The 20,959-nt window shown below is 67.6% G+C and carries 20 protein-coding genes; 11 read left to right on the top strand and 9 right to left on the bottom strand.

Annotated features, from left to right (window positions below):
* Nucleotides 1-8: 8 nt before the first annotated feature.
* Nucleotides 9-971, bottom strand: a complete 963-nt coding sequence (locus ACQUQD_RS00940; RefSeq protein ID WP_428949956.1) for a hypothetical protein — start codon at nucleotides 969-971, stop codon at nucleotides 9-11.
* Nucleotides 972-1,549: 578 nt separating this feature from the next.
* Between ACQUQD_RS00940 and ACQUQD_RS00935 the strand changes: the two genes are divergently transcribed.
* Entirely contained in the window at nucleotides 1,550-2,383 is an 834-nt protein-coding gene (locus ACQUQD_RS00935) for an AMP-binding protein (RefSeq protein WP_428949955.1), read from the top strand.
* Nucleotides 2,384-2,568: 185 nt separating this feature from the next.
* Nucleotides 2,569-3,144 (top strand): peroxidase-related enzyme, encoded by a 576-nt coding sequence (locus tag ACQUQD_RS00930; RefSeq protein ID WP_428949954.1) that lies wholly within the window; start codon nucleotides 2,569-2,571, stop codon nucleotides 3,142-3,144.
* A 604-nt stretch (nucleotides 3,145-3,748) separates the two neighbouring features.
* Here the strand turns inward: ACQUQD_RS00930 and ACQUQD_RS00925 are convergent.
* The 3 genes from ACQUQD_RS00925 to ACQUQD_RS00915 form a co-directional block, all read right to left on the bottom strand.
* Nucleotides 3,749-4,987 (bottom strand): hypothetical protein, encoded by a 1,239-nt coding sequence (locus ACQUQD_RS00925; RefSeq protein ID WP_428949953.1) that lies wholly within the window; start codon nucleotides 4,985-4,987, stop codon nucleotides 3,749-3,751.
* 625 nt (nucleotides 4,988-5,612) lie between these two features.
* Nucleotides 5,613-6,833, bottom strand: a complete 1,221-nt coding sequence (locus ACQUQD_RS00920; RefSeq protein ID WP_428949952.1) for a metallophosphoesterase — start codon at nucleotides 6,831-6,833, stop codon at nucleotides 5,613-5,615.
* Nucleotides 6,834-7,076: 243 nt separating this feature from the next.
* Nucleotides 7,077-8,231 (bottom strand): MFS transporter, encoded by a 1,155-nt coding sequence (locus tag ACQUQD_RS00915; protein WP_428949951.1) that lies wholly within the window; start codon nucleotides 8,229-8,231, stop codon nucleotides 7,077-7,079.
* A 120-nt stretch (nucleotides 8,232-8,351) separates the two neighbouring features.
* Between ACQUQD_RS00915 and ACQUQD_RS00910 the strand changes: the two genes are divergently transcribed.
* Nucleotides 8,352-9,116, top strand: a complete 765-nt coding sequence (locus ACQUQD_RS00910; RefSeq protein WP_428949950.1) for an AraC family transcriptional regulator — start codon at nucleotides 8,352-8,354, stop codon at nucleotides 9,114-9,116.
* Between the two features lie 138 nt (nucleotides 9,117-9,254).
* Here the strand turns inward: ACQUQD_RS00910 and ACQUQD_RS00905 are convergent, their stop codons facing one another.
* On the bottom strand, nucleotides 9,255-9,593 hold the full coding sequence (locus tag ACQUQD_RS00905; RefSeq protein ID WP_428949949.1) for a hypothetical protein: 339 nt from the start codon (nucleotides 9,591-9,593) through the stop codon (nucleotides 9,255-9,257).
* 168 nt (nucleotides 9,594-9,761) lie between these two features.
* Nucleotides 9,762-10,499, bottom strand: coding sequence for a VOC family protein (locus ACQUQD_RS00900; RefSeq protein ID WP_428949948.1), 738 nt, complete (start codon nucleotides 10,497-10,499; stop codon nucleotides 9,762-9,764).
* A gap of 354 nt (nucleotides 10,500-10,853) precedes the next feature.
* Here ACQUQD_RS00900 and ACQUQD_RS00895 point away from each other — a divergent pair, with 354 nt between their 5' ends.
* On the top strand, nucleotides 10,854-11,228 hold the full coding sequence (locus tag ACQUQD_RS00895; RefSeq protein WP_428949947.1) for a hypothetical protein: 375 nt from the start codon (nucleotides 10,854-10,856) through the stop codon (nucleotides 11,226-11,228).
* 202 nt (nucleotides 11,229-11,430) lie between these two features.
* On the opposite strand, the gene ACQUQD_RS00890 is transcribed toward ACQUQD_RS00895, so the two are convergent.
* Nucleotides 11,431-12,063: a hypothetical protein gene (locus ACQUQD_RS00890; protein ID WP_428949946.1), complete on the bottom strand. Its 633-nt coding sequence runs from the start codon at nucleotides 12,061-12,063 to the stop codon at nucleotides 11,431-11,433.
* A 138-nt stretch (nucleotides 12,064-12,201) separates the two neighbouring features.
* Nucleotides 12,202-12,654, bottom strand: a complete 453-nt coding sequence (locus tag ACQUQD_RS00885; protein ID WP_428949945.1) for a MarR family winged helix-turn-helix transcriptional regulator — start codon at nucleotides 12,652-12,654, stop codon at nucleotides 12,202-12,204.
* Between the two features lie 184 nt (nucleotides 12,655-12,838).
* Here ACQUQD_RS00885 and ACQUQD_RS00880 point away from each other — a divergent pair, with 184 nt between their 5' ends.
* Nucleotides 12,839-14,296, top strand: a complete 1,458-nt coding sequence (locus ACQUQD_RS00880; RefSeq protein WP_428949944.1) for an MFS transporter — start codon at nucleotides 12,839-12,841, stop codon at nucleotides 14,294-14,296.
* 64 nt (nucleotides 14,297-14,360) lie between these two features.
* Here the strand turns inward: ACQUQD_RS00880 and ACQUQD_RS00875 are convergent, their stop codons facing one another.
* On the bottom strand, nucleotides 14,361-14,921 hold the full coding sequence (locus ACQUQD_RS00875; RefSeq protein ID WP_428949943.1) for a CGNR zinc finger domain-containing protein: 561 nt from the start codon (nucleotides 14,919-14,921) through the stop codon (nucleotides 14,361-14,363).
* 121 nt (nucleotides 14,922-15,042) lie between these two features.
* Between ACQUQD_RS00875 and ACQUQD_RS00870 the strand changes: the two genes are divergently transcribed.
* From ACQUQD_RS00870 to ACQUQD_RS00845, 6 genes are all read left to right on the top strand, one after another.
* Nucleotides 15,043-15,675: a LysE family translocator gene (locus ACQUQD_RS00870; RefSeq protein WP_428949942.1), complete on the top strand. Its 633-nt coding sequence runs from the start codon at nucleotides 15,043-15,045 to the stop codon at nucleotides 15,673-15,675.
* A gap of 365 nt (nucleotides 15,676-16,040) precedes the next feature.
* Nucleotides 16,041-16,451, top strand: coding sequence for a DUF1622 domain-containing protein (locus ACQUQD_RS00865; protein WP_428949941.1), 411 nt, complete (start codon nucleotides 16,041-16,043; stop codon nucleotides 16,449-16,451).
* A 729-nt stretch (nucleotides 16,452-17,180) separates the two neighbouring features.
* A complete protein-coding gene (locus ACQUQD_RS00860; RefSeq protein WP_428949940.1) occupies nucleotides 17,181-17,585 on the top strand; it encodes a hypothetical protein in 405 nt (134 codons plus the stop codon).
* 214 nt (nucleotides 17,586-17,799) lie between these two features.
* Nucleotides 17,800-18,192 carry a hypothetical protein gene (locus ACQUQD_RS00855; protein WP_428949939.1) on the top strand — a complete coding sequence of 131 codons (393 nt, stop codon included), beginning with the start codon at nucleotides 17,800-17,802 and terminating at the stop codon, nucleotides 18,190-18,192.
* A gap of 278 nt (nucleotides 18,193-18,470) precedes the next feature.
* On the top strand, nucleotides 18,471-19,352 hold the full coding sequence (locus ACQUQD_RS00850) for an alpha/beta fold hydrolase (protein WP_428949938.1): 882 nt from the start codon (nucleotides 18,471-18,473) through the stop codon (nucleotides 19,350-19,352).
* 192 nt (nucleotides 19,353-19,544) lie between these two features.
* Nucleotides 19,545-20,927: a mycothione reductase gene (locus ACQUQD_RS00845; RefSeq protein WP_428949937.1), complete on the top strand. Its 1,383-nt coding sequence runs from the start codon at nucleotides 19,545-19,547 to the stop codon at nucleotides 20,925-20,927.
* The last annotated feature ends 32 nt before the right edge of the window (nucleotides 20,928-20,959 follow it).

The raw sequence follows: 20,959 nt of genomic DNA, 5'->3' as shown, positions 1-20,959 counted from the left end.
TCGACGGTTCAGCACAGGAGGTTCTGCACCTGACGCCGCAGGAGCGGCAGGTGGGACGACAACGCGGGATCCGCAGCGACGGGCAGCCAGCGTGAAGCGGTACCCAGATTCGTGTTCGGGGGAATGCCGCAGGTGCCGGCCAACAGAGCCAGCAGCCACGCCGTCACCTGGCCGGCACGCGCGCCGGCCAGCGGGTCACTGTCGCGGCCGCCCAGGACCCCCAGCATGATCACTTCGTCGTCGGGCGGTGAGATGCGGCCGGGGGCGGCACACGGAGCCGGCGCTTTGCCCTGCCAGATACATCCCTGAGCATCGATGAGGTAGTGCCACGGCAACTCGTCGCGGCCCCGTATGTCGGAACAACATCGAGCCAGGGCCGACATGTTCAGCCACGCGTTGCTCTCGCAGTCCGCTGAGCCCTCCAGAAGGTCCTCTGCACAGACATGCTGAAGAGCGATCACTTGCGGATGGCTGCCCGGCTGACCAGAGTCGCGCAGATCAAGTTCCGCTCCTGCCGCCCACTGGGCACGGGAGACGAAGTCGCTGCGGATGCTCTGGCCTTCGGGGAACCGGAATCCCTTCACGGGTTGGGGACGCACGGCAGACGCAGGGTCCAGGTCGAGACAGAGCTCGACGATGCGCACCACCGACGCGCCTCGGGGGACGCGCAGCTCATAGCGTTCACTGAGCGGGAGCGCGATGAGACCGAAGTAGTCGCCGTCGCCCCGCGATCCGCCCGTCGGCACCAGGCCCGGCAGACGCACCCACGGGGTCCACAGCCCCTCGGACTCGGCACGGACCACCACTCCGTCCGGCGCCCCGTGCCACACCACCTGAAGGTGCGTGAGTCGGTGCTGCGCAGTGAAACTGCCGCCGGTGGGCGAGTGGTGTGCGTACTTCCAGACGAGCCGTGGAACGTCCGGCGTATTCGATTCAACTTCTGATCGCACTAATTGGGTAGTGGTGGCCATTTCTGTCCTCCGCTTGATTTGAGGCGCGGGGTGATCCCAGGCCCGCACAGGGCGGTCGTGTGCCGTCCGGTACGTGCGGGCTCGAGCGGACGGTGTGCGGTTGCTGTAGTGGCGTCTTCCTTGAATCGGTTGGGCCACTCCCGGGATTCAACAGATTCAACATCTGCGCCGCTCGCTGCGGTTGGCGACAGGGCGAGGAGAACCCGGGAGCGCTCCGCATGTTCGCAGTTCAGCGGCGATGCAGACCTTCGTGGTCCGAAGTCTCGGTCCGGCACGAATACGCCACCGGATGCGCCGGGCGCACGCCACTTCCCCTCAGTGCGATGCGGAAGCCCCTTTATCAGATGGCGTGCGCAAGATACGGTCGGCCACCTGCCCATTGACTGGCTGGAATAGGTCACCCGCGCAGGCGCCGCCGTCGGCGAAATCGCAGGAGCACGAAATCTCGCCTCACAGGCCGTGTTCTCTCACCCGTGCGACATCGGGCACTGCGCCAAGGTGCCGCCCAGCCGAATCAAGCGCCGGAAAAGCGCTCACAGAGTGAGGTCTTGAAATCCTTCAAGGAGACGGAGCGACCTATGAATGCGACAGCGGCTTGGCAGGTGACGGCGCGCCATTCTCGCCTGCTGCCCGGCCCCATGACCAACAGAACGGGACACAAGCGCGACAGGGGCCTTACGACGTCGTCCGCCGCCTTGACCGACCAACTCGTCCACCAAGCATTCTTCGCGCTCAGTCACGCGAGTCCGGCGCAGCCGGCGCTGCTCGACACGCGAGGGTGCCTGAGCAGGACCGCCCTCGCCTACCACGCGCGACGGGTAGCGAGCGTGCTCGTCGGCCACGGGGTCAAACACGACGACAGAGTGGGCATCAGCGTGCACGACAGCCGGCACTACGTCAGCGCCCTCCTGGGAATCCTGCTGTGCGGCGGATGCTGTGTCCCCGTCAGCCCCCGCAGGAAGCCGCGACGACAGCAGGTCGAACTCGCCCGCTCCGGGTGTCGCTTCGTCCTCACGGACCGAACCTGGGACGCGGCGCTCAGCCCTACCGATCCCACCCCCGTAGACGCAACCGATCCGTATGACGTCCCCACCATCTGGACGGTCCCGCCGATCCAGCTGCGCACGGCCGCGCACGCTCCTCCACTGCCGGCCCACAACTTCGCCAAACGGGCGGGTGATGCCTGGATATGGCGAGCAACGGGAACTGCCGAAGCCTCCGCGACCGGTCACCGCACGGCGACCCGTACCGTCTCTGCCTTGTGTTCCCGCCTCGGCCTGCACGAGCACACCCGGACCAGTCTCCGGCAAGCATCGGGATCCGAACTGTCTCCCTACGCCATTCTCCCTGCGTTGAGCACTGGAGGAACCTTGATCGTTCCGGATGGGCAAGCGCCGACACGGCCCACATGAAGCGCCACCAAGCTGCGCTCGCACCCGTCAGCTGACCTGCAGCATCTCTTCATCCTGCAGATTCGCCTCGAGAGGCCACAACCGTCAGGTGGTGTGCCGCGCCCTCAACGGGGGAGTGACGATCAAAGCGGGGGCTGCGCGCGACGCGGCCACCCAAGTGAACCTGTTGGAAAGGGAGTCGACGCGTGAGCAGTCACAGTGTGAGCCGCTTCGGACACGTTGCACTGGCGGATTTCCCACAGGACCTGCGGGAGCGGATCGAGGCGGTCGCGGAGAAGACGGGGTTCGTACCGAACGTCTTCCTGGCTCTCGCCCGGCGCCCCCGTGAACTGCGGGCCTTCCTGGACTACCACGATGCCCTCATGGACTCGGACGAGGGGCTGTCCAAAGCCGAGCGCGAACTCATCGTGGTGGCAACCTCGGGGGCCAACCGCTGCACCTACTGCGTAGTGGCGCACGGCGCGATCCTGCGGATCCGTACCAGGGACCCAGAGATCGCGGAGAAGGTAGCCACGAACCCTTACGGCGCTGAGCTCAGCCCCCGGCACAGGGCTCTCGTGGATCTGGCGCTGGTGATCGCTCAGGATTCCGCCTCGCTCACCGAGGCGCAGCTGGAGCGGGCGCGCGCTGCGGGACTGACCGAGGACGAGATCTGGGACGTCGGGGCGATCACCGCACTGTTTGCCCTGTCCAACCGAATGGCCCACCTGACGGCACTGCAACCCAACGCCGAGTTCTTCACGATGGGCCGCCAGGTGTAGTGATCGTAAGGGCTGCCGATGAGGGCGGGATGCGGTGATAGCGAGGGCCCTTGTGCGGAGGGGATGCCTGACCTTTGCCTCCACGGGGCGCCCACCCGCGGGACGCCAGTCACACGGCGGCATCAACTCTGCGATGACTCTCATGGTCGACGTTGGCGTTGGGCCGCTGTGGGCTGTGCGGTGGAGGCGTTGGAAAGTGCCGACCCCTCGGCGGGTTGCTCCGGCGGGCCTGTTTTCCGTACCTGAACTCAGCCTCAAAGAATCGGGCTTGGCCCAGCGGACCAGGACGAGGTCCGCTCCGCGTCCGCGGAGGCGAGTCGAAGGCCAGAGAGCAACAGTGAGTTCACCCGGGTGGCTGTGACCGCTCGTGGCCGGGTGCGAGCTGTACCAGCATCGCTCTCGGAAGGCGGCTGTCGAGGCGGAGAGTGAACTTGGCATGAACGACCCATTGATGACCGGAGCTCTCCTGCACGAGTGGGCGGAAAAGCCGGAGGCAAAAGAACCGCGGCTCCACGGAGCGAAGAACGCTGACGCCGGACAGAACAGCGCCGGCGCGCCCAATCCGTCGGTGCGAAGGAGCGCATGCGCACACGGAGATCACCAATCAGCGCGCCGGTAACGCCAGTCGCGCCACCCATCGATGCAGCTGAGCATTTCGCTGGGTGAGCGGCTCGTTGCGCACGCTGCGTACGAGGCCGCGAAGCGCGTCCTGGACGGCGTCCGATCGCAGTTGCCCGGGCAGACCCAGATCGAGCAGAGCATTCAGGTGGGGCGTCGCGGCAGCTGCCGAGGAAGGCAGAAGGAGTTGGGCGAGCCTGACGTGAGTCAGAGCCCGATTGCGCAACTCCGCCGCGGGGCGCAGCTCCAGAGACTCGTTGAGTACGGCAATGGCCTCCTGCCGGTGACCGCAGTCAGCGAGGACATGGGCTTGCTGGAAAAGGAATCCGGCTTCTGGGTACGTCGTGAAGGGATCATCAAGCGCCCCGGGCGCCTGGTAGAGCGACTGGGCCCGGTCGAGGGCGCGTCGGGCGGCTTTCGCGTTGTGGATAGCGGCCAGGATACTGGCGCTCATGATGACCGAGTAGGCCTGAGTGGCAGGCGCCTGGGCGTAACGGCGGGCCTCGTCGGCCAGGCTGAGTGAGGTGATGTGCTGCCCGCGGCGGTGGGCCAGGGCTGCGCGGGCCCGTAGGGCGATGGACTGCAGGTCAGGGGAACCCGCGTGCTGCGCCAGACGAATGGTGTGCTGCCACAGTGTGTCCGCTCGTCCAGGTTCTGCGCGGTCTGCGACGAGCAGGCCGAGTGTGTAGGCGAGCTTCGCGGAATCGGTCAGTGACGCAGGAGAGGTGTCTCGGGGCCCCTCGTCCGTGATGTATGTGGTCAGCGCACTGCTGCCATGACTGCCGTAGCGGTAGTGCAGATGAATGAAGAACGCAGCTGTTGCTTCACGTGGTGTTGGCGCGGTCGTTCCGCGTTGCCCGGACGACGACGTGTGAACTGACGGCGCAGGGTGCTGTTCTGCGTGAGCAGGGGGAGGGGCGCATGTCTTCAGGAGATCTTCGATGAGGCTGGAGGCGGCCGGCCCCGAAGCAGGGGGAGCTGCCAGACCGACATCGGACAGCGTGAGTGCGCGATTGAGGCGAATGCCCAGCGCGGCGGCAATCAGACGCGGGGTGGGATCGCGCGGTCGTGTACCCCTGAGCCAGTGCGCCACCGACGTGCGATCGTAGTGGAGAGACGTTCCTTCGTGGCTCGCCAGAGCATTTACTGAGCGAGCCAGCTGTTCCATCGTCCATCGCGCATCGTCAAGTAAACGGCGCAGCTGCAGATTCGGCGTGCGCGTCATGTCTGGCTTCCTCCTCGACCAACCGTACGGAGATACCTTTCGTCGGCACACCTGGAACGGATGCGGTCCTTCGTCAACGGTGATCAGCTGGCTTGTTTGCAGCGTCTCGCGGCCGACAGCCGTCGCTCGGGCGTGGGCTGGTCGAGCGTGTGTCCAGCGGCTTCGCAGAGGTACAGGCAGAGTCGGTGGCGGCTTGGGCATGAGGCGCCGCTGCACCCGTGAGCCACAAGACCTTGATCAGTCGGCCCTCGAAGGATGCCCGTACTTGCCATCGGAATGCGCGGATTCCATCGATAGCGTGGGCGGTACGCGTGAATTCAACACTTTCAACAGTCAACCGCGCGATTGCTGCTTGAAGTGTCGCGAACCGGCGCAGCATGCCACGTGAGTGCAGTGAGATCCCTGCGCGGCCGGCGGCTGATGGCTCCCGAAATGCCGCAGCACTTTTGCAGGACTCATCAGCAGCTCGTGTGAACGCGTCTTCAACCCACCTTGGTCGTAGAGGGGTGCTGTCGTCCTGCTCCGGGCACGCCTCGCACCATCCCTACCGTGACCGTGACCGTGACCGTGACCGTGACCGTGACCGCGACCTGGAACAGCCCACCCCCCTCCAGCCCGGTCAGGTCTACGGCGAGGGGGGCCGCTGCGGGGAGCGGAGCACGAGCAGGGTGATCTCACTGGGGGCGAAGATGCGGAACGGCGGACCCCAGAAGCCGGTGCCACGGCTGGTGTAGAGAAGAGTGCGGGTGCCGTGGTGGCTGAGACCGGCGAGTGCGGGCTGGTCGATGCGGACCAGGTGGTGGAAGGGCCAGATCTGTCCGCCGTGCGTGTGCCCGGAGATTTGGAGGTCGATGCCGGCGGCTGCCGCCCGGTCGACGAACTTGGGCTGATGGGCGAGGAGCAGGACGGGTAGGTCGGGGTCGGCGCCGTTGAGGGCTCCGGCGAGGTGGGCGCGGTGGCCGGCCAGGCCGGAGGACTCGGCGGTGACGTCGTCCACGCCGGCGACCACGAGGGTGTCGCCGCCGCGTTCGAGCAGCAGATGGCGGTTGCGCAGCGGCTCCCAGCCCAGCTCGTCCATCAGGTCGACCCAGCCCTGGGCTTCGCTGTAGTACTCGTGGTTGCCGGTGACGTAGACCCGCGCCCGGCCGGCCCGTACGGTGCCGAGTGGGGCGGCCTGGGCGCGGCGGCGTTCGGCCGTGCCGTCCGCGATGTCGCCGGTGTGGCAGACCAGATCGGCCTCCAGGGTGTTCACCGTCTCGCAGACCCGTGCCGACCAGCGAGCGCGATCGAGCGGGCCGTAGTGGGTGTCGGTGATGAGGACGACGCGGGTGCCGTCCAATCCGGCTCCCAGGCGGGGGAGTTCCACGTCGAGGTGACGCACGCGTGGCACCCGGCGGGCCTCGGCGTATCCCCAGGCCAGGAGCACGGCCGCTGTGCCGAGGACCGCCCAGGTGACGATCCGGGCCCGGTCCTGGCCCTCACCGACGCCGGCCAGGGCCAGGGCGAGCCGCAGCAGGACGCCGAGCAGGACGGACCAGGTGAACAGGACCCAGCTGGTGCCCAGCAGGGTGTCCCCGACGATCGCGGCCCGGTCCTGCTGCCGCCGCCCGTGGCCGCGCATCATCGCGAGCGGCATGCAGATCAGGCCGAGGGCGAACACTGCGGTGCCGACCAGCGTGACGGGGAGCGGCCAGTGCTGGCCGGTGTGCAGCAGCAGCCAGCAGGGCACGGCCCACAGCAGGACGGGGGCGATGAGGGGGATGTAGCGCATCAGGCGGCGCAGTCGGCTGTGCTCAGCCGCAGCCGCTCCACTGTCGGCGGGTGAGGTTTCGCTGGTGTCGGTCACGCTGCCCCTTCTCAAGCAACCGGACTGCCGTTGCGCGCACTGTATCCGGTCGTCTTTGGGCCGGTTCCTGGTGGTGACCTATGCGGTGAATGGGCAGAGCGTGCCGCTGCTGCTGTCGCTGCAAGCGCGCGACGAACTACGCTTCCGGGCCACCCGGTTCAGCGCCGGCATCGGCCGCATCGCATCGTGGACGACTACGTGCGTGCGCATGCCGTGCAGGGTTCTCGCATCGACCGTGCGGGGTCAGACGGTCGGGGGAGGGGCATCCCCTGAGGCCTCCCGTTCGTGATGGACCGGTTCGCGCAATGCCGTTGAGAGCAGGATCGCGAGGATCGGGACGGTGGCGAGGACCATCAGCGCGCCCCGGGGGCCGTAGTGGGTGGCGACGATGCCCAGCAGCGGCATGAACAGACCGCCGGCGCTCATGGCGAGGCCGAGCGTCACCCCGGCTGCCGTGCCGGGCCTGCTGGGCAGGTAATCCTGGCCGAGCTTGATGAGCACCGCGAACGGGATGTTCGAGATCAGCCCGACCAGCAACGCCAGAGGCAGCGCGGCGTATTTGTCGTCGCAGATCAGCATGAGCCACAGTGCGGGCAGCATGGCGGCGTTGCCGATCTGGACCGTGCGGACCATGCCGATGCGATCGGCGAGCCGGCCGCCGAGCAGTGTGCCGAGTACGCCACCGCCGAGTTCGAGGGTCAGGGCGAGGCCACCGAGGCCGCTGCTCGCCTCAAGGTGGCGGATCCAGTACAGGGAGATGAACGTGTTGAGGCCGGTCGAGATGGTGGAGCGCACGATCTCGACGGCGGTCAGTGCTGCGAACAGGCCGGGCCGGTCCGTGCCCTGACGCTGAACCGTCCTTGCCGCGGCACCGGCGGTGCGATGGTGGTGGCGCAGCAGGATGAAGCCCATGAGGACGGCCGGCGGGACGAACAGCGCGGTCGCCTTCATCCCGAGGGTGTCCAGAGCTGGTGTGACCAGCGCCGGGGCGACGAAGAAGCCGACGCTGCCGCCGGCGGCGAAGTAACTCATCGCGGTGGCGCTGCCGCCGGCCGCGCGGCGTGCATCGCGCCCCGCCGGCGGATGGAACATGGCTATGCCCACGCCCGCCAGCAGCAGGAGCGCGAACACCAGCGGGTAGGAGGTCACCCGCCCGGACAGACCTGCCCCGGTCCCTGCCAGGCTGATGCCCAGCGGCGACATCCATCGCATCCGGTACCGGTCGGCCAGCAGCCCGATCGGTACCTGCGGCAACGCACTGCCTAGCGTTGCGGCCAGCGCCAGCCCCGACGCCTGCACGTAGCTGAAGTCGCGTTGCAGCACGAAGTACGGGACGGTCGCGGGCACCAGGCCCTGGTAGAAGTCGTCGACGGCATGGGCGCAGGCCCAGATCCGCATCCGACGCCAGTGCCCTGGCGAGGCATCGGCATGGAGGGGAGTGCTTGTTTCCTGAGTCGATGTCACCCCTCCACGATGGAGAAGAACACCATGGGCGCACTTCCCGTATTCTGCCTATCCATGTCGCAGATCCGCCATACGCCTGTCGCGCCGACCAGCACCCAGTTCCGCGACGGTGGCGACATCATTGACCGGCACCGCCACGACGACCACCAGCTCATCTACGTCAGCTCCGGCGTCCTTGCGATCACCACCGAACACGGCTCCTGGATCGCCTCCAACGACCGGGCCCTGTGGGTCCCGGCGAACACCTGGCACGAGCACCGCTTCTACGGACAGAGCCGCTTCCACACCATCGGCTTTCCCACCCGGAAAACGCCTCTGCTCAATGCCCGGCAGCCGACCGTCATCGCCGTCGACCCTCTGGTCCGCGAACTTCTCATCGCCCTGACCAGCACCACCCTCACACCGTCCGAGACCAGGCACATCGACGCGGTACTGCGCGACCGGCTGCGCCGCGTCACGACCGAGCCGATCGCCCTGCCCGCCGCACAGGACCGACGCCTCGCCGACGCCTGCCGCCTCGTCGAGAACGACCTGCGTCAGCCTCACACCCTCGCCCAGCTCGCGGCTCAGGTGCACACGAGCGAGCGCACCCTCTCGCGGCTGTACCGCGACGAGTTCGGCATGACCTACCCCCAGTGGCGCACCCGCGCCCGCCTCTTCACCGGGCTGATCATGCTCGCCGAAGGCGCCGCCGTCACCGACACCGCCCACGCCTGTGGCTGGGCGACCACCAGCGCGTTTGTCCACACGTTCGCCCAGACCATGGGCACCACCCCCGGCGCCTACCGAGCGGGCGTCCGCACGTCACCGGATCAGTAGCCCGCGCGCAGGCAGACAGGACTGCCGGCGTGGTGGCGGCTCGACGGCGAACGGCGTGGGGGCTGGCGAGAGTGGTCAGTTGGTGTCTGGATCGGGTTTCCACGACGTGGAGGGGCGGCGCCGGGCTCCTGCTCTCGGCTAGCACTCGCCCAGCAGCGAGGCGAGGGGGTCCTGGGTGAGCGGGCCCGGCGCGGCCAGAGCCTCGTCGTAGGCCGGGCGCGAGAAGACGTAGGGGCCCAGGGGCAGTTCGCCCCACTCGGGACGTTGGGGCTGGTGGAAGCCGGACCAGACGACCTCCGTCGAGGTGGCGCGGACCATGGCGGGCAGGGGCCAGCAGCCGGGCAGACCAGCCTGGTTCTGGGCCCGATAGACGAGGAGCTGGTCCCCGCCATGTGTTGACTTGCTCTGCGAGATGCCCGGCTCCAGGTTCAGGACCGGGCATCTGCAGCCACTCCAGGTCGCGCAGAGTGACGCCAAGCGCTCCAGCGTTCGGCATCGTTGCGGTGGGGGAGAGGGGGTGAGCAGGCGCCCATCTGCGTCGGCTCGCTCCGTAGCACCGCCAGACCCTCGACATCCTGGGTGACCCCAGCCCACCCTGCCGGTCTAGGAGGGCCGCGCTCCAGGCCATTGAGTACGGGTAATCAGTCAGCCCCGGCCGAGGACGCAGAACTGGTTGCCCGCAGGGTCGGTCAGGACGACCCAGGAGACGTCACCCTGACCCACGTCGGCCCTTTTGGCGCCGAGGCCTTCGAGCCTGGCGACCTCCCTCGCCTGATCCTCGACGGGCTCGGACATCACGTCGAGATGGATGCGGTTCCGTACGGCCTGGGCTTCGGTCGTACGCCGGAACTCCAGGTACGGCCCCACACCCTTGACTGAACGCAGCAGCGCTCGCTCGTCCGTCAGCTCGTGGACGGCCCAGTCGATCGCCTCGCCCCAGAACTCGACCATGGCCTGCGGCTCGTCACAATCGACGACGATGGCGGCTATCGGCCCGGTGTCCCGGTAGAGCTCCCGGGGCTCCAGAACACTGAACGTGTTGCCTTCCGGGTCGGCCATCACGGTCCACGGAGTGTCGCCCGAACTATCAGAGGCGGGTGATGCCCCGAGATCTGTCAGGCGTCCGACCAATTCCGCCTGATGGGCTTCGGAGGTGGTGGCGAGCTCGATGTGTACTCGGTACTTCACCGCCTCCGGGTCCGGGACACGGACGAGATCGATACAGACGGCGGACGGGTCCGGCCAGTCGAAGCCCACGGGTTCCAGGTTGGTGACGCCGGGGCCCTCGCTGGATACGTCCCAGCCGAGTGCCTTCGCCCAGAACTGGCCGAGCGCCGAGTCGTCCCGGGCTTTGAAGTTCACCTGAACAAGTTGCAGCGTCATGCAGTGCAGCCTAGGCGATCATCTGTCGCGCAAGTGTGCGGAGTTGAGGGCGACGCCGGCCTGGAGCAAGGCCTCCTGAGTCGGACATCTCTCGTGTGAAGCGGGTGTCCTTACACGCCGGGTGTTGCTCAGGGGCTGTCGGCTGCAGCGTCATGACCTTCCGGGCCCGGCCGTGACCGGAGGCTTCCTGCGTGCGTAGATCTCTATACGACAGGTGTCCAGCAGGCATTACTGCAAGAAGCGCTCCGCGAGCTCGCAGTGTGTTGCATATGCCTATGGAAAACACGCGGGGTGGCTAGCGTCTGGAGTGAAACTGGCTGTGCAACTGGCTGCGCCCTGCGTACGGAGGACCGAATGACCAATGTGGATGTCTCCCTCAAGATGCTGCTGACCGAGGTCGAGGGAGCGCTGGGTGCGGCCGTCGTCGACTACAACAGCGGTATGGCGCTCGGTGTTCTCGGGGGCGGCAAGGAACTGGACCTGACCGTCGCGGCGGCAGGGAACACAGATGTGATCCGGGCCAAGATGCGAACGATGGAGACACTCGGTCTCCAGGACAAGATTGACGACATTCTGATCACTCTCGGCACGCAGTATCACCTGCTCCGGCCCGTCGTCGGCAGTAACGGGCACGGGCTCTTCATCTACCTGGTGATCGACAGGTCACGGTCGAACCTGGCCATGGCGCGGCACTATCTCAAGCGTGTAGAGGAGCAGTTGGAGGTCTGATTGACCATCGATCGCCCTGCGCGGTGACGGCCTGCAGTGCGGACAGGCTGGCTCGCCGTCCTCAGTGGAGCCGCGACGACGATCGACGGGCCTACGGCGGGGTCAACGACCTTCAGATCCCACCCGTCGGTATGACCTTCGAGGCCAGAGCCGTCGCCACGGTACGCCAAGCGTGGATACGCCTGTCGGTACCCAGCCCCCGTCAGCCCGGCAAGCCGGCAGCCCTGCGCCTGGACGCGTCTTCGACGATGAGTGTGGTCACCCGCACCAGCGCGGGGCGCGGGGGAGTTGAGCCGAAGCCGAACCGGACCGGAGGGGTGACCGTGGTGAGGGGGCCTGGATCGTGCCCGTCGAGGCGTACGGATGCTGAGGTCAGTAGGCGTTCGTCCAGGGCGCAGTAGTACTCGTGGCGGGCGCCTCCGGCGCTGCCGTTGGTGCGCACGCCTCGACGTGCCAGCCGTGCTACCGGGTTGATCAGGCGGCACCAGCCGCGGGTTCGGGCGAGTGGCCGTGGCAATAGTGTGAGCAGTACCCCGACGCCGGTGCGGCGGCCGGTCGTCAGCGCGAGTTCGACCGAGGGGCTCCGGACGATGAGGCGGCCCGATCTCTCGACGGTGAGTACGACGGATTCAACCCGTACTTCGTCGAACGTGTACGTGGTCGCGATGTAGTCGGCGACGGAAGGGGTCGGTGCGATCAGTATGCGGTGTCCGTCCGGCCGCTCGATCATCACGTCGGTCACCGGTCCGAACGGCGAGTCCCGCCACATGCCGACGACCAGCCGTACGCCGGACCGTGTGCCCAGCCCCGCGATCGCACCGTCGAATCGGTCCACGTCATCAAGCTTATGCGGTCGGTGCGGATCGTGATTGTTCCGGTTTCCTTACCCTGAGCCGGAGGTAGCCCACAAGGGCGACGTGAGGCTCGCCCCTGAGCGTTGTGGCTATCGCAAAGAACTATCGCGAAGAAGGGGTCAGGACCGGGGCCAGGGCTGGCCGCTGAGTCGCTCGATGCTGGTGTTGAAACGCTGGAGGTAATGCGCGAAGGCTGTCACGTCCTCGGCCGGCCAGTCCTCGAAGACCTTGTCCAGTTCCTCTACGTGCACCTTCTGCTCCGCGTCCAGCCGCCGCACGCCCTCCTCGGTCAACCGGAACTTGCGGGCCATGCCCCCGTCGGGGTCGGGAATCCGCTCGAGCAGTCCTGCCCGCATCGCCTGCGCCGTCTGGCGATTGACCGTGGAGGCGTCGAGCGCGAACGCCTCGCTGAGCTGACCGATCGACATCGGCCCCTGCGCCCGGATCCGGCTGAGCATGATGTAGGCGCTGCGCTCGAGACGGTCTGCCTGCCGACGGCGCTTGTCATTGCCGAGCTGATGCCGGCCCAGCACCATGTGCTCGAACTCGACCAACTGCGAGGGCTTGTCCATGTACGTGCGTCCTCCCAGGTCCGACGGTATCGCAGGGCTTACGTCCAGGTTTCCCTGCCCTGGGCTGCACGCCCCTCATGCATGCGCCCTCTGCATGCGATATGCACGATACATTGTATGTGTATGCTGCACATCGTCGTACGCGGTGAAGAGATTCACGTGTTGAAGAGATAGAGGAGCCCTTATGGATGCCCCCGAGACGAGCAGCAGGTCAGGCGCTGTCGTCGCCACCCTCGCGCTCGCCGGTACCGTGGCCGCGATCATGCAGACGCTGGTGACGCCGTTGATCGCTGAGCTGCCGCAGATCCTGGACACATCGTCCTCGAACGCGGCGTGGGTCGTCACAGTGACACTGCTCGTGTCGGGCGTGTGCGTGCCGGTCTCCGGCCGCCTGGGAGACCTCATAGGCAAGCGCCGCATGATGCTCATCTGTGCCGTACCGCTGATCGTGGGATCGGTGGTGTGCGCGCTCTCCTCCTCGCTCGTGCCGATGATCGCCGGCCGTGGTCTGCAGGGCATGGGCATGGGGATGGTGCCGCTCGGTATCGCGCTGCTGCGTGACGTCGTGCCGGCCGAGAAGCTCAGTGGCTCCATCGCCCTGGTCAGCGCTTCCATGGGCATCGGCGGTGCCATCGGGCTGCCGATCGCGGCCGCGGTCGCCCAGTACGCGAACTGGCGCGTGCTGTTCTGGGGTTCGGCCGTGCTGGCCCTGATCGTCAGCGTGATGATCTTCGCCATCGTGCCGGATGTTCCCGCAGGCGCGAAGGGGCAGCGGTTCGACGCGCCCGGCGCCGTCGGCCTCGCCATCGGCCTGGTCTCGCTGCTGCTGGCCATCTCCAAGGGAGCCGACTGGGGCTGGATATCGGGCACCACGCTCGGCCTGTTCGCGGTGGCCGTCGTCGCCCTGTTCGCCTGGGGCCTCTACGAGCTGCGTACTCGTGAACCGCTCGTCGATCTGCGCACCACGGCCCGGCCCCGGGTGCTGTTCACCAACGCCGCTTCGATTCTCATCGGCGTCGGCATGTACTCCTTCATGCTGATCGCGCCGCAGTTGCTGCAGTTCCCGAAGGCCACCGGCTACGGCCTCGGCCAGTCGATGCTCGCGGCCGGTCTGTGGATCGCACCCGGCGGCATCATGATGATGCTGATTTCGCCGCTCGGCGGAAGGCTCATCAATGCGCGCGGCCCGAAGACCGCCCTCATCTGCGGTGCCCTCGTGATCGCTGTCGGATACGGCGTCGCTCTCCCGCTCATGGGGACGGCGTGGGGCATCATGCTCGCCGGAATCGTGATCAACAGCGGTGTCGCGCTCGCCTATGGCGCCATGCCCGCCCTCATCATGAGCTCGGTGCCGCTCTCCGAGACGGCCGCCGCCAACGGCTTCAACACCCTGATGCGCTCGCTCGGCACCACGATCGGCTCCGCCGTCATCGGCGTCGTTCTGGCCCAGATGACCATCAGCATGGGCGGATTCACCTTCGCCTCCGAGAACGGGTTCCGTACCGGCCTGATGATCGGCTGCGGCGTGGCTCTTGTGTCCGCCGCCGTCGCGACCCTCATTCCCGCCATGCGCAAGCCCGACGGCGACGGAGCCGCCGACGGACAGCCGACCGACGCCGACCAGGCTCCCGCCCGGGCCTGATCCTTCCGACGTGCGCGGTGCGCCCGGTCCTTCGGCCGGGCACACCGCGCACAGTCGCATGTGCTCACTTGGCTGCGGCTTTCGTTCTCCGGCTGCGGAAAGCGGCCACGCGCGCGCGGTTCTGACAGGTGACCGAGCAGAAACGGCGTCGGCCGCCGGGCGACTGGTCGATGTAGACGTCGGCGCAGTGCCCGCCGGTACAGACGCCGATCCGCCCGAAGCCGTGCTCGCCGAGGTACTGGCGCAGGGTGACCGCCGCCGCGGCGAGCAGGGCGCGGTCGGTCTTGGTCACCGTCCAGACCGCGCGGAGAGTGTCGTCGGCGCCTGCAGCTTCGAGTGCCGGCCGCGCGCCGCTGGTGGACAGCAGCCGCGTCAGTCGTCGCGCGCAGGTGCCGGCGTCCTCGGCGGCGAACACCGGGTGCAGCGCGTCCGCCGCGTCGGCCAGCATCTCCTTTGTGAGTCCGGCCCGCGCCTGCCCGGTAAGGCCCAGCCCCAGGTCCGCAAGGGTGTCCGGAGACGGCAGAGGTTCCTCTCCGCGACGGTCCTCCTGGCGAGGTCGTGTGCCCCATCTGTTGACCAGGTCAACGAGAACGCCCAGCGGGAGCGTGGAGATGGTGATGGCCATACCGCCCAGCGTAACGCATTGACCGGCTTCTTGGCGTTGCAGCCTCATCGGTGCCGACGTAACGTATTAAGCGGCTCTTGTGCGTTACGCAAATGGGTCGGGACAGACCAAGGAGGACGCCATGCTGGACCTCAGCCTTTTGCCGGCCTATCTGGTGGCAGTAGCGCTCATCTCCGTCGCCCCTGGTCCGGACGCCGCGTACATCGTGGCGGTGGCCGTGGAGCGCGGACCGCGAGCGGGTCTGCTCTCCGCGACGGGCATGGCGCTGGGCATGGTCGTCCACGTCACGGCCGCCGTACTCGGCCTTGCCGTACTGCTGCAGTCCACACCCGTGGCGCTGGCGGTAGTGGAGCTGGCGGGCGGCCTCTACCTCGGCCGACTCGCCGTGATCACCCTGCGCACGGCGACGAAAGCTCCCGAGCACTCGCCGGGACCGCCGCCCGAACGCGAGATCCTGCGCCGGGCGGTGCTCACCAACCTGCTCAACCCCAAGACCGTCCTCTTCTTCGCCGCGTTCCTCCCGCGGTTCACCAGCCCGGAGCACGGGCCGCTCTGGCTCCAACTCCTCACACTCGGGCTGATCTTCCTGGCCATGGGCCTCATCTGGGACAGTACGATCGGCCTCTGCGCCGGCCGCTTGGGCCAGGGCCTGATGCACGGCCGCAAGGCGGCCACCGCGGTCAACGTCGCAGCGGGCACTACCTTCGCGACGCTCGCCGTACTCCTGCTGAAGGACGCGGTCGCGGCGCTGTGAGACCCGCTGAGGCCGGGACGAGCAGCCCGCTGTCCGGGCGCGCATCGAGCACCCTGCTCGTCTGCCCGGCGTCACGCGGCGAGGGGACGCGCATCTTCGAGGATCGGCAGAACCTGAAGGTGGCGGAGGCCGCAGCCTTCGAGAACGGCGAGGAGGGCAGTCTCCTCCAGCAGCCTGCCGGGCTATTGCGATTGCCCCGTCACCGCGTTCCTCCAGCAACCGCGGGTGCCGTCCCCTCGTACTCCGTACTCCCGAGTCATCTGTCGCCACCCGAGGCATTGCCACAGAGGCCGTCGGCCCTCCGTGGCCCGGACGGGCGTGAACTCGTCCTTGCCTCTTGGCTATTGGGAGAAGAGCCTCCACCAATGACCCCGTTGGTGGAAAAGCTGCCCGAGTCGAGCCTGCACGAAGTGATCGGTCTGCTGGTCAGGCTGGTGGAGTCCGCGGGCGCACTGGTCATCTTCATCGGTGCTGCGTGGGCGTTCGGGCAGTTCATCCGGGCGGGTGTGCGCGGGCGCGGCAAAGTGGCGGAGTTCAACCGAATCAGGCTGGGCCTGGGGCGGTTCCTCGTCCTGGGCCTCGAGTTCCAGCTGGCCGGCGATGTGCTGCGCACGTCGGTCGCACCGAGTTTCGCCGAAATCGGCCAGATGGCAGCCATCGCGGCCATCCGGACCGGGCTGAACTTCTTCCTCGGACGGGAGATCGCCCAGGAGCAGGCCGAGATCGAACGAGGTGCAACGGCGCGCTCACAGGGACCGGGGGGACTGCCGAAATGAACGGATGGCTGCGTGCCAGCCCGCTCGCACGATTCGACAGGGCGTCGTGGCCGCATCGAAGCGGCTCGTCCTGCCACCCCGCGTAGGACATGATCTTCAGATTCCTGACGCGGCCTCCTACTGATAGCAGTTGCCAGAGCACAGCACGGATACCGTGCCGCTGTCGCCGACCACCGTCGTGGAGACGCTGATGTGGGTGGTGATCGTGGGGATCTTGCTGGTCTCCCAGGGCATGGGAGCGGCCACAGCCTGGGGAGCGAGACCCGCGAAAGCTGCGCCGGCCACGAACACGGCGGCAACTGCTCGCTTGGGCAGACGCGTGTTGACTCCTTGATCGACGAGTGGTCGGCGAGGTCCAGCGGCTGGCGCGCCGAGCGGAATGGCCGCCGTGGCCGGCCGTCAGTCTCGCGGTGCCCGCAGCCACAAGCCAGGATCAGCGGAGGAGTTCGGCGCATCTCCATGCGATCGACGCGAACGGCAGACCGTGTTCCGGCCAGACCCGGTAGCAGCCGAGGTGACTCCCGGATCGCCGCCCGCTGGTACGCCCGCAACAGACTTCACGACGCGACCACTGTCATGTCACGAACGTGTCCTGAGAACGATCAAGGTGCAACGTGGGCAACCACACCACCTGTCTAAGGGGACAGAACCCCACACGGGCGAACACTCGCCCCGCTCACTCGCCCGCCCGCTCCCCAGGAGCGACGGCCCCACGCAGAGGACACCAGCATGCGCACTCGGAAGATCTCGGCACTGACCATGACCGCAGTGGCCCTCTCACTGGCACTGACGGCATGCGGCAACAACGGCGCCGACCACGCCTCCTCCCCGAGCAGCTCATCGGTGGCCACGAGCACCCCGTCGTCCGGCACGGCGGAGAGCAAGCCGTCGAGCACGCCTGCCACGTCGGACACCAAGTGCACGGACCGGCTCAACTACGCGGGCGACCCGCGTTCCAACGCTGAGATCAACTCCATTGGTGCGGACACGGGTACGTGCCCGCCGGTTCAGAAGGAGCCGTCCGACACCAAGTGCACGGACCAGCTCAACTACGCGGGCGATCCCCGTTCCAACGCTGAGATCAACTCCATCGGCGAGGACACGGGCTCCTGCCCTCCCGTCAAGCAGAAGTGAAGCGCCACAAGTGAAGCGCCAGTACCCCTCTCGCCGGGCCCTCCGCCACAGTTCGCGGGCGAGGTGAGGGACCCGATTCCGCTGCTCGCTGCCGTTCGGGTGAGCGTCTGGTCTGTTGGGGTGGTGTGACGTGACGTTTCTGCCGTGGGCCGAGTTTGGGCAGGTCGGCAGGGTGCACGATGCTCCCACCACCCCCCCCATACTTGGAGTAACCATGATCCGTAAGGTTCTGGCCGGTGCCGCTCTCGCGTCCGCCGCTGCCGCTGCGACGGTCGGCGCGACGGGCGTTGCCTCGGCGACCGAGGGCGGTCCGCAGGCGGAGACGATGACCAGCGCACACGATGCGAACCAGGCCGCCCGCGCCTCTGTCGGCTCGACCTCCTACGGCACCGGTGCCTCGGAGTTCGCCACCGACAACGGGGACGTCGCCATCGCCGGTGACCCGGGCGGCATCGCCAACTCCTACGGCGCCCCGTTCGTCGACGTCGACCTGCGCTGCGCGGTCCCCGCGGCCCAGGGCGTTGGCGGCAACGTGCTCGGCGGCCCGGTCGCCGCCTGCACGAACGAGCCGGTCGACCAGTTCGACGCGCCTGAGCGCATCCTCTGATACCCCCACTCCCCGGACTCTTCCCTTCGTCCGGGGCATGGGAGCACCGGGTAGGGCCCTTGCGATGATCCGTGTTACTCCTTGCACGGATCGTCGCGAGGGCCCTGCTGCGTCACGGCGCACGCAGCGCCCGAGTCCGAGAGAACACCAGGTGGTGGCGGAGTGGGCTGACGTGGCCGGGCCCTGTCCGGCAGATCATGTGCGGACAGGGGCGGGACGTGCAGGTCAGGCGCCATATTCTTGGTGCGCTTTATGGGCGGCCGTGGCAGGCTCCGTGCATGTCGATCGTTGGTGTGTCTCCCGAGGTGTCCATCGCGTACGAGAGCTTCGGCGACCCCGGGGATCCGCCAGTTCTCCTCGTGATGGGTTTCGGCGCGCAGATGATCGCCTGGCACGAGGACTTCTGCCGGGCGCTCGCAGAGCGCGGCCGCTACGTGATCCGATTCGACAACCGCGACTGCGGGCTGTCCACCAAGTTCGACGATCACCCCGTCGACATGGGCGAGTTCATCGACGCCGTCAGCTCGGGTGACATTGCCACCGCCCTTGCGATGGTTCCCTACCGGCTTCGCGACATGGCCGACGACGGCCTTGGCTTGCTCACCGCGCTCGGTATCGAACGCGCCCACGTGGTCGGCGCCTCGATGGGAGGAATGATCGCCCAGATCATGGCCCTTTCCTCTCCGGAGCGGGTGCTGACCTTGACGTCGATGATGTCCTCGACGGGCGAGAGTGAATACGGCCGGCCCAGCCCGGAGGCCCAGGCTGTGCTGTTCAGTCCGAAGCCGGCGGACCGTGAGGGATACGTCGAGGCCGCGGGGAGGGAACTGGTGTGGGCCTCCAAGCGATACGGCAACGCCGCGGTACTGCATGAACTGGCCGCCGAAAGCTACGACCGCGCCTACTGTCCCGCCGGGATCGGACGACAGCTCGGCGCGATGATCCTCAGCGGTTCACGCGCGGATGCACTCCGCGAACTGCGCGTGCCGACCCTGGTGATCCATGGCCTGGACGACACGCTGATCGACCCCAGCGGCGGGAAACGCACCGCGGAGCTGGTGCCCGGTGCCGAACTCCTGCTGGTCCCCGACATGGGCCACGACCGTCCACGCGAACTCTGGCCCGATCTCATCGATGCCGTGGTGGCCCACTCCGGTTGAGCATGCGTCCGCGCATCGCCGCGTCCTGCGCGGGGACGGCTTCAACTCCTGCGCGTGGGGTCGCAGTATCTTCGCCAGCCGTGCCTGGCGTTGACGATGCACGGACACGGCTGCCAGGGACGGGCTGCCTCCTGTCGGAGGCGATCGTGCGCGCGAGGGTGTGAAGGCGGACGATTCGGCTAGGGATCTTTCATGCCACACCATGATCTCGTCGTGCTCGGTGCGGGCACCGGCAATGCCCTCATCGATGACCGGTTCGCCGACCTGGACGTCGCCATCGTCTCGGAAGGCCCATTCGGAGGCACCTGCCTGAATGCGGGCTGTATCCCCAGCAAGATGCTCGCCGCCACCGCCGAAGTGGCTGACACCGTACGCGCCAGCGGACGGCACAACGTGCGGGCCCGTCTCGACGCAATCGTCTGGCCACAGGTTCAGGAGCGTGTCTTCGACCGACTCGACACGCAGTCCCGCGAGGGCGAACAGGGCCGCGCAGACACCGCATGGATCACTGTCTATCGGGGCGCCGCGCGGTTCACCGGAGAACGCGAACTCCTCGTGCAGACGTCGTCCGGCAGCGAGACGATCACCGCTGACCGGATCGTCGTCGTCGCAGGCGGACGCCCCGCAGTGCCGCCTGTCGTGGCCGATTCAGGAGTTGCGTACGAGACCTCGGACACGGTGATGCGACTCGATGAGGTTCCCGCTCGGATGATCGTGCTCGGCGGTGGATACATTGCCGCTGAGCTGGCTCATGTCTTCCACTCCGCGGGCACCGCCGTCACCGTGGTCGAGCAGCGCAACTCCTTGCTGGCCCAGCAGGACGAGTCCCTCGCTCGCGCCTTCACCGACATCGCTGACCGACAGTGGGATCTGCGCTTGGGGAGTGAGGTCACCGGGGTAGCCGGAAACCGGGGCAACGTCACCGTGACGCTCGACGACGGCAGCGAGATCGAGGCGGACACCCTCCTCGTCGCAGTGGGACGACGCCCCAACACCGACAGCCTGGAAGTCGAGAACGCCGGCATCGCCTGCGATGACGAGGGGCTGATCCACGTCGACCCGCAGATGCGCACCAGCGCGACCGGCGTTTGGGCGCTCGGTGACATCGCCGACGCCGGAGCGCCGCTGAAGCACGTTGCCAACCGCCAGGCGGAGATCGTCGCCCATAACCTGCTGCACCCGGACCGGCCGCGTGAGATGTCATACGACGTAGTGCCCTCGGCGGTCTTCGCGCATCCTCAGATCGCCCAGGTCGGTCTCACCGAACAGGACGCGCGTACGCAGGGGCTCGACTACGTCGTCGGAGAGCGCCGCTACGAGGACGTGGCCTACGGGTGGGCTCTCGAGGACACCGACGGATTTTGCAAGGTGCTCGTCGACCGCGCCTCCGGCCGCCTCATCGGAGCCCATGTGCTCGGCCAGGAAGCGGCCGCGCTCCTGCAGCCACTGGTCATCGCCATGACGTTCGACCTGAGCGTGCAGGACGTCGCTGAGCGGCCGTTGTGGATCCATCCGGCCCTGAGCGAGGTCGTGGAAAACGCGCTGCGCAACGCGATCGGGAAGATGGCCGGGTAGCGACGCAGCCCGAGGCTCTGCCATCCGACCCG

The sequence above is a fragment of the Streptomyces sp. cg35 genome (genome assembly GCF_050410835.1).
Classification (GTDB): Bacteria; Actinomycetota; Actinomycetes; order Streptomycetales; family Streptomycetaceae; genus Streptomyces.
This window is presented reverse-complemented; position numbering and strand designations above follow the sequence as displayed.

Coding starts and splice junctions, on each gene's coding strand:
- ACQUQD_RS00855 (WP_428949939.1), top strand. CDS start 17,800: ATGATCCGTAAGGTTCTGGCCGGTGCCGCTCTCGCGTCCGCCGCTGCC.
- ACQUQD_RS00925 (WP_428949953.1), bottom strand. CDS start 4,987: ATGACGCGCACGCCGAATCTGCAGCTGCGCCGTTTACTTGACGATGCG.
- ACQUQD_RS00850 (WP_428949938.1), top strand. CDS start 18,471: ATGTCGATCGTTGGTGTGTCTCCCGAGGTGTCCATCGCGTACGAGAGC.
- ACQUQD_RS00895 (WP_428949947.1), top strand. CDS start 10,854: ATGACCAATGTGGATGTCTCCCTCAAGATGCTGCTGACCGAGGTCGAG.
- ACQUQD_RS00900 (WP_428949948.1), bottom strand. CDS start 10,499: ATGACGCTGCAACTTGTTCAGGTGAACTTCAAAGCCCGGGACGACTCG.
- ACQUQD_RS00865 (WP_428949941.1), top strand. CDS start 16,041: ATGACCCCGTTGGTGGAAAAGCTGCCCGAGTCGAGCCTGCACGAAGTG.
- ACQUQD_RS00860 (WP_428949940.1), top strand. CDS start 17,181: ATGCGCACTCGGAAGATCTCGGCACTGACCATGACCGCAGTGGCCCTC.
- ACQUQD_RS00880 (WP_428949944.1), top strand. CDS start 12,839: ATGGATGCCCCCGAGACGAGCAGCAGGTCAGGCGCTGTCGTCGCCACC.
- ACQUQD_RS00875 (WP_428949943.1), bottom strand. CDS start 14,921: ATGGCCATCACCATCTCCACGCTCCCGCTGGGCGTTCTCGTTGACCTG.
- ACQUQD_RS00940 (WP_428949956.1), bottom strand. CDS start 971: ATGGCCACCACTACCCAATTAGTGCGATCAGAAGTTGAATCGAATACG.
- ACQUQD_RS00915 (WP_428949951.1), bottom strand. CDS start 8,231: ATGCGGATCTGGGCCTGCGCCCATGCCGTCGACGACTTCTACCAGGGC.
- ACQUQD_RS00845 (WP_428949937.1), top strand. CDS start 19,545: ATGCCACACCATGATCTCGTCGTGCTCGGTGCGGGCACCGGCAATGCC.
- ACQUQD_RS00870 (WP_428949942.1), top strand. CDS start 15,043: ATGCTGGACCTCAGCCTTTTGCCGGCCTATCTGGTGGCAGTAGCGCTC.
- ACQUQD_RS00885 (WP_428949945.1), bottom strand. CDS start 12,654: ATGGACAAGCCCTCGCAGTTGGTCGAGTTCGAGCACATGGTGCTGGGC.
- ACQUQD_RS00910 (WP_428949950.1), top strand. CDS start 8,352: ATGTCGCAGATCCGCCATACGCCTGTCGCGCCGACCAGCACCCAGTTC.
- ACQUQD_RS00935 (WP_428949955.1), top strand. CDS start 1,550: ATGAATGCGACAGCGGCTTGGCAGGTGACGGCGCGCCATTCTCGCCTG.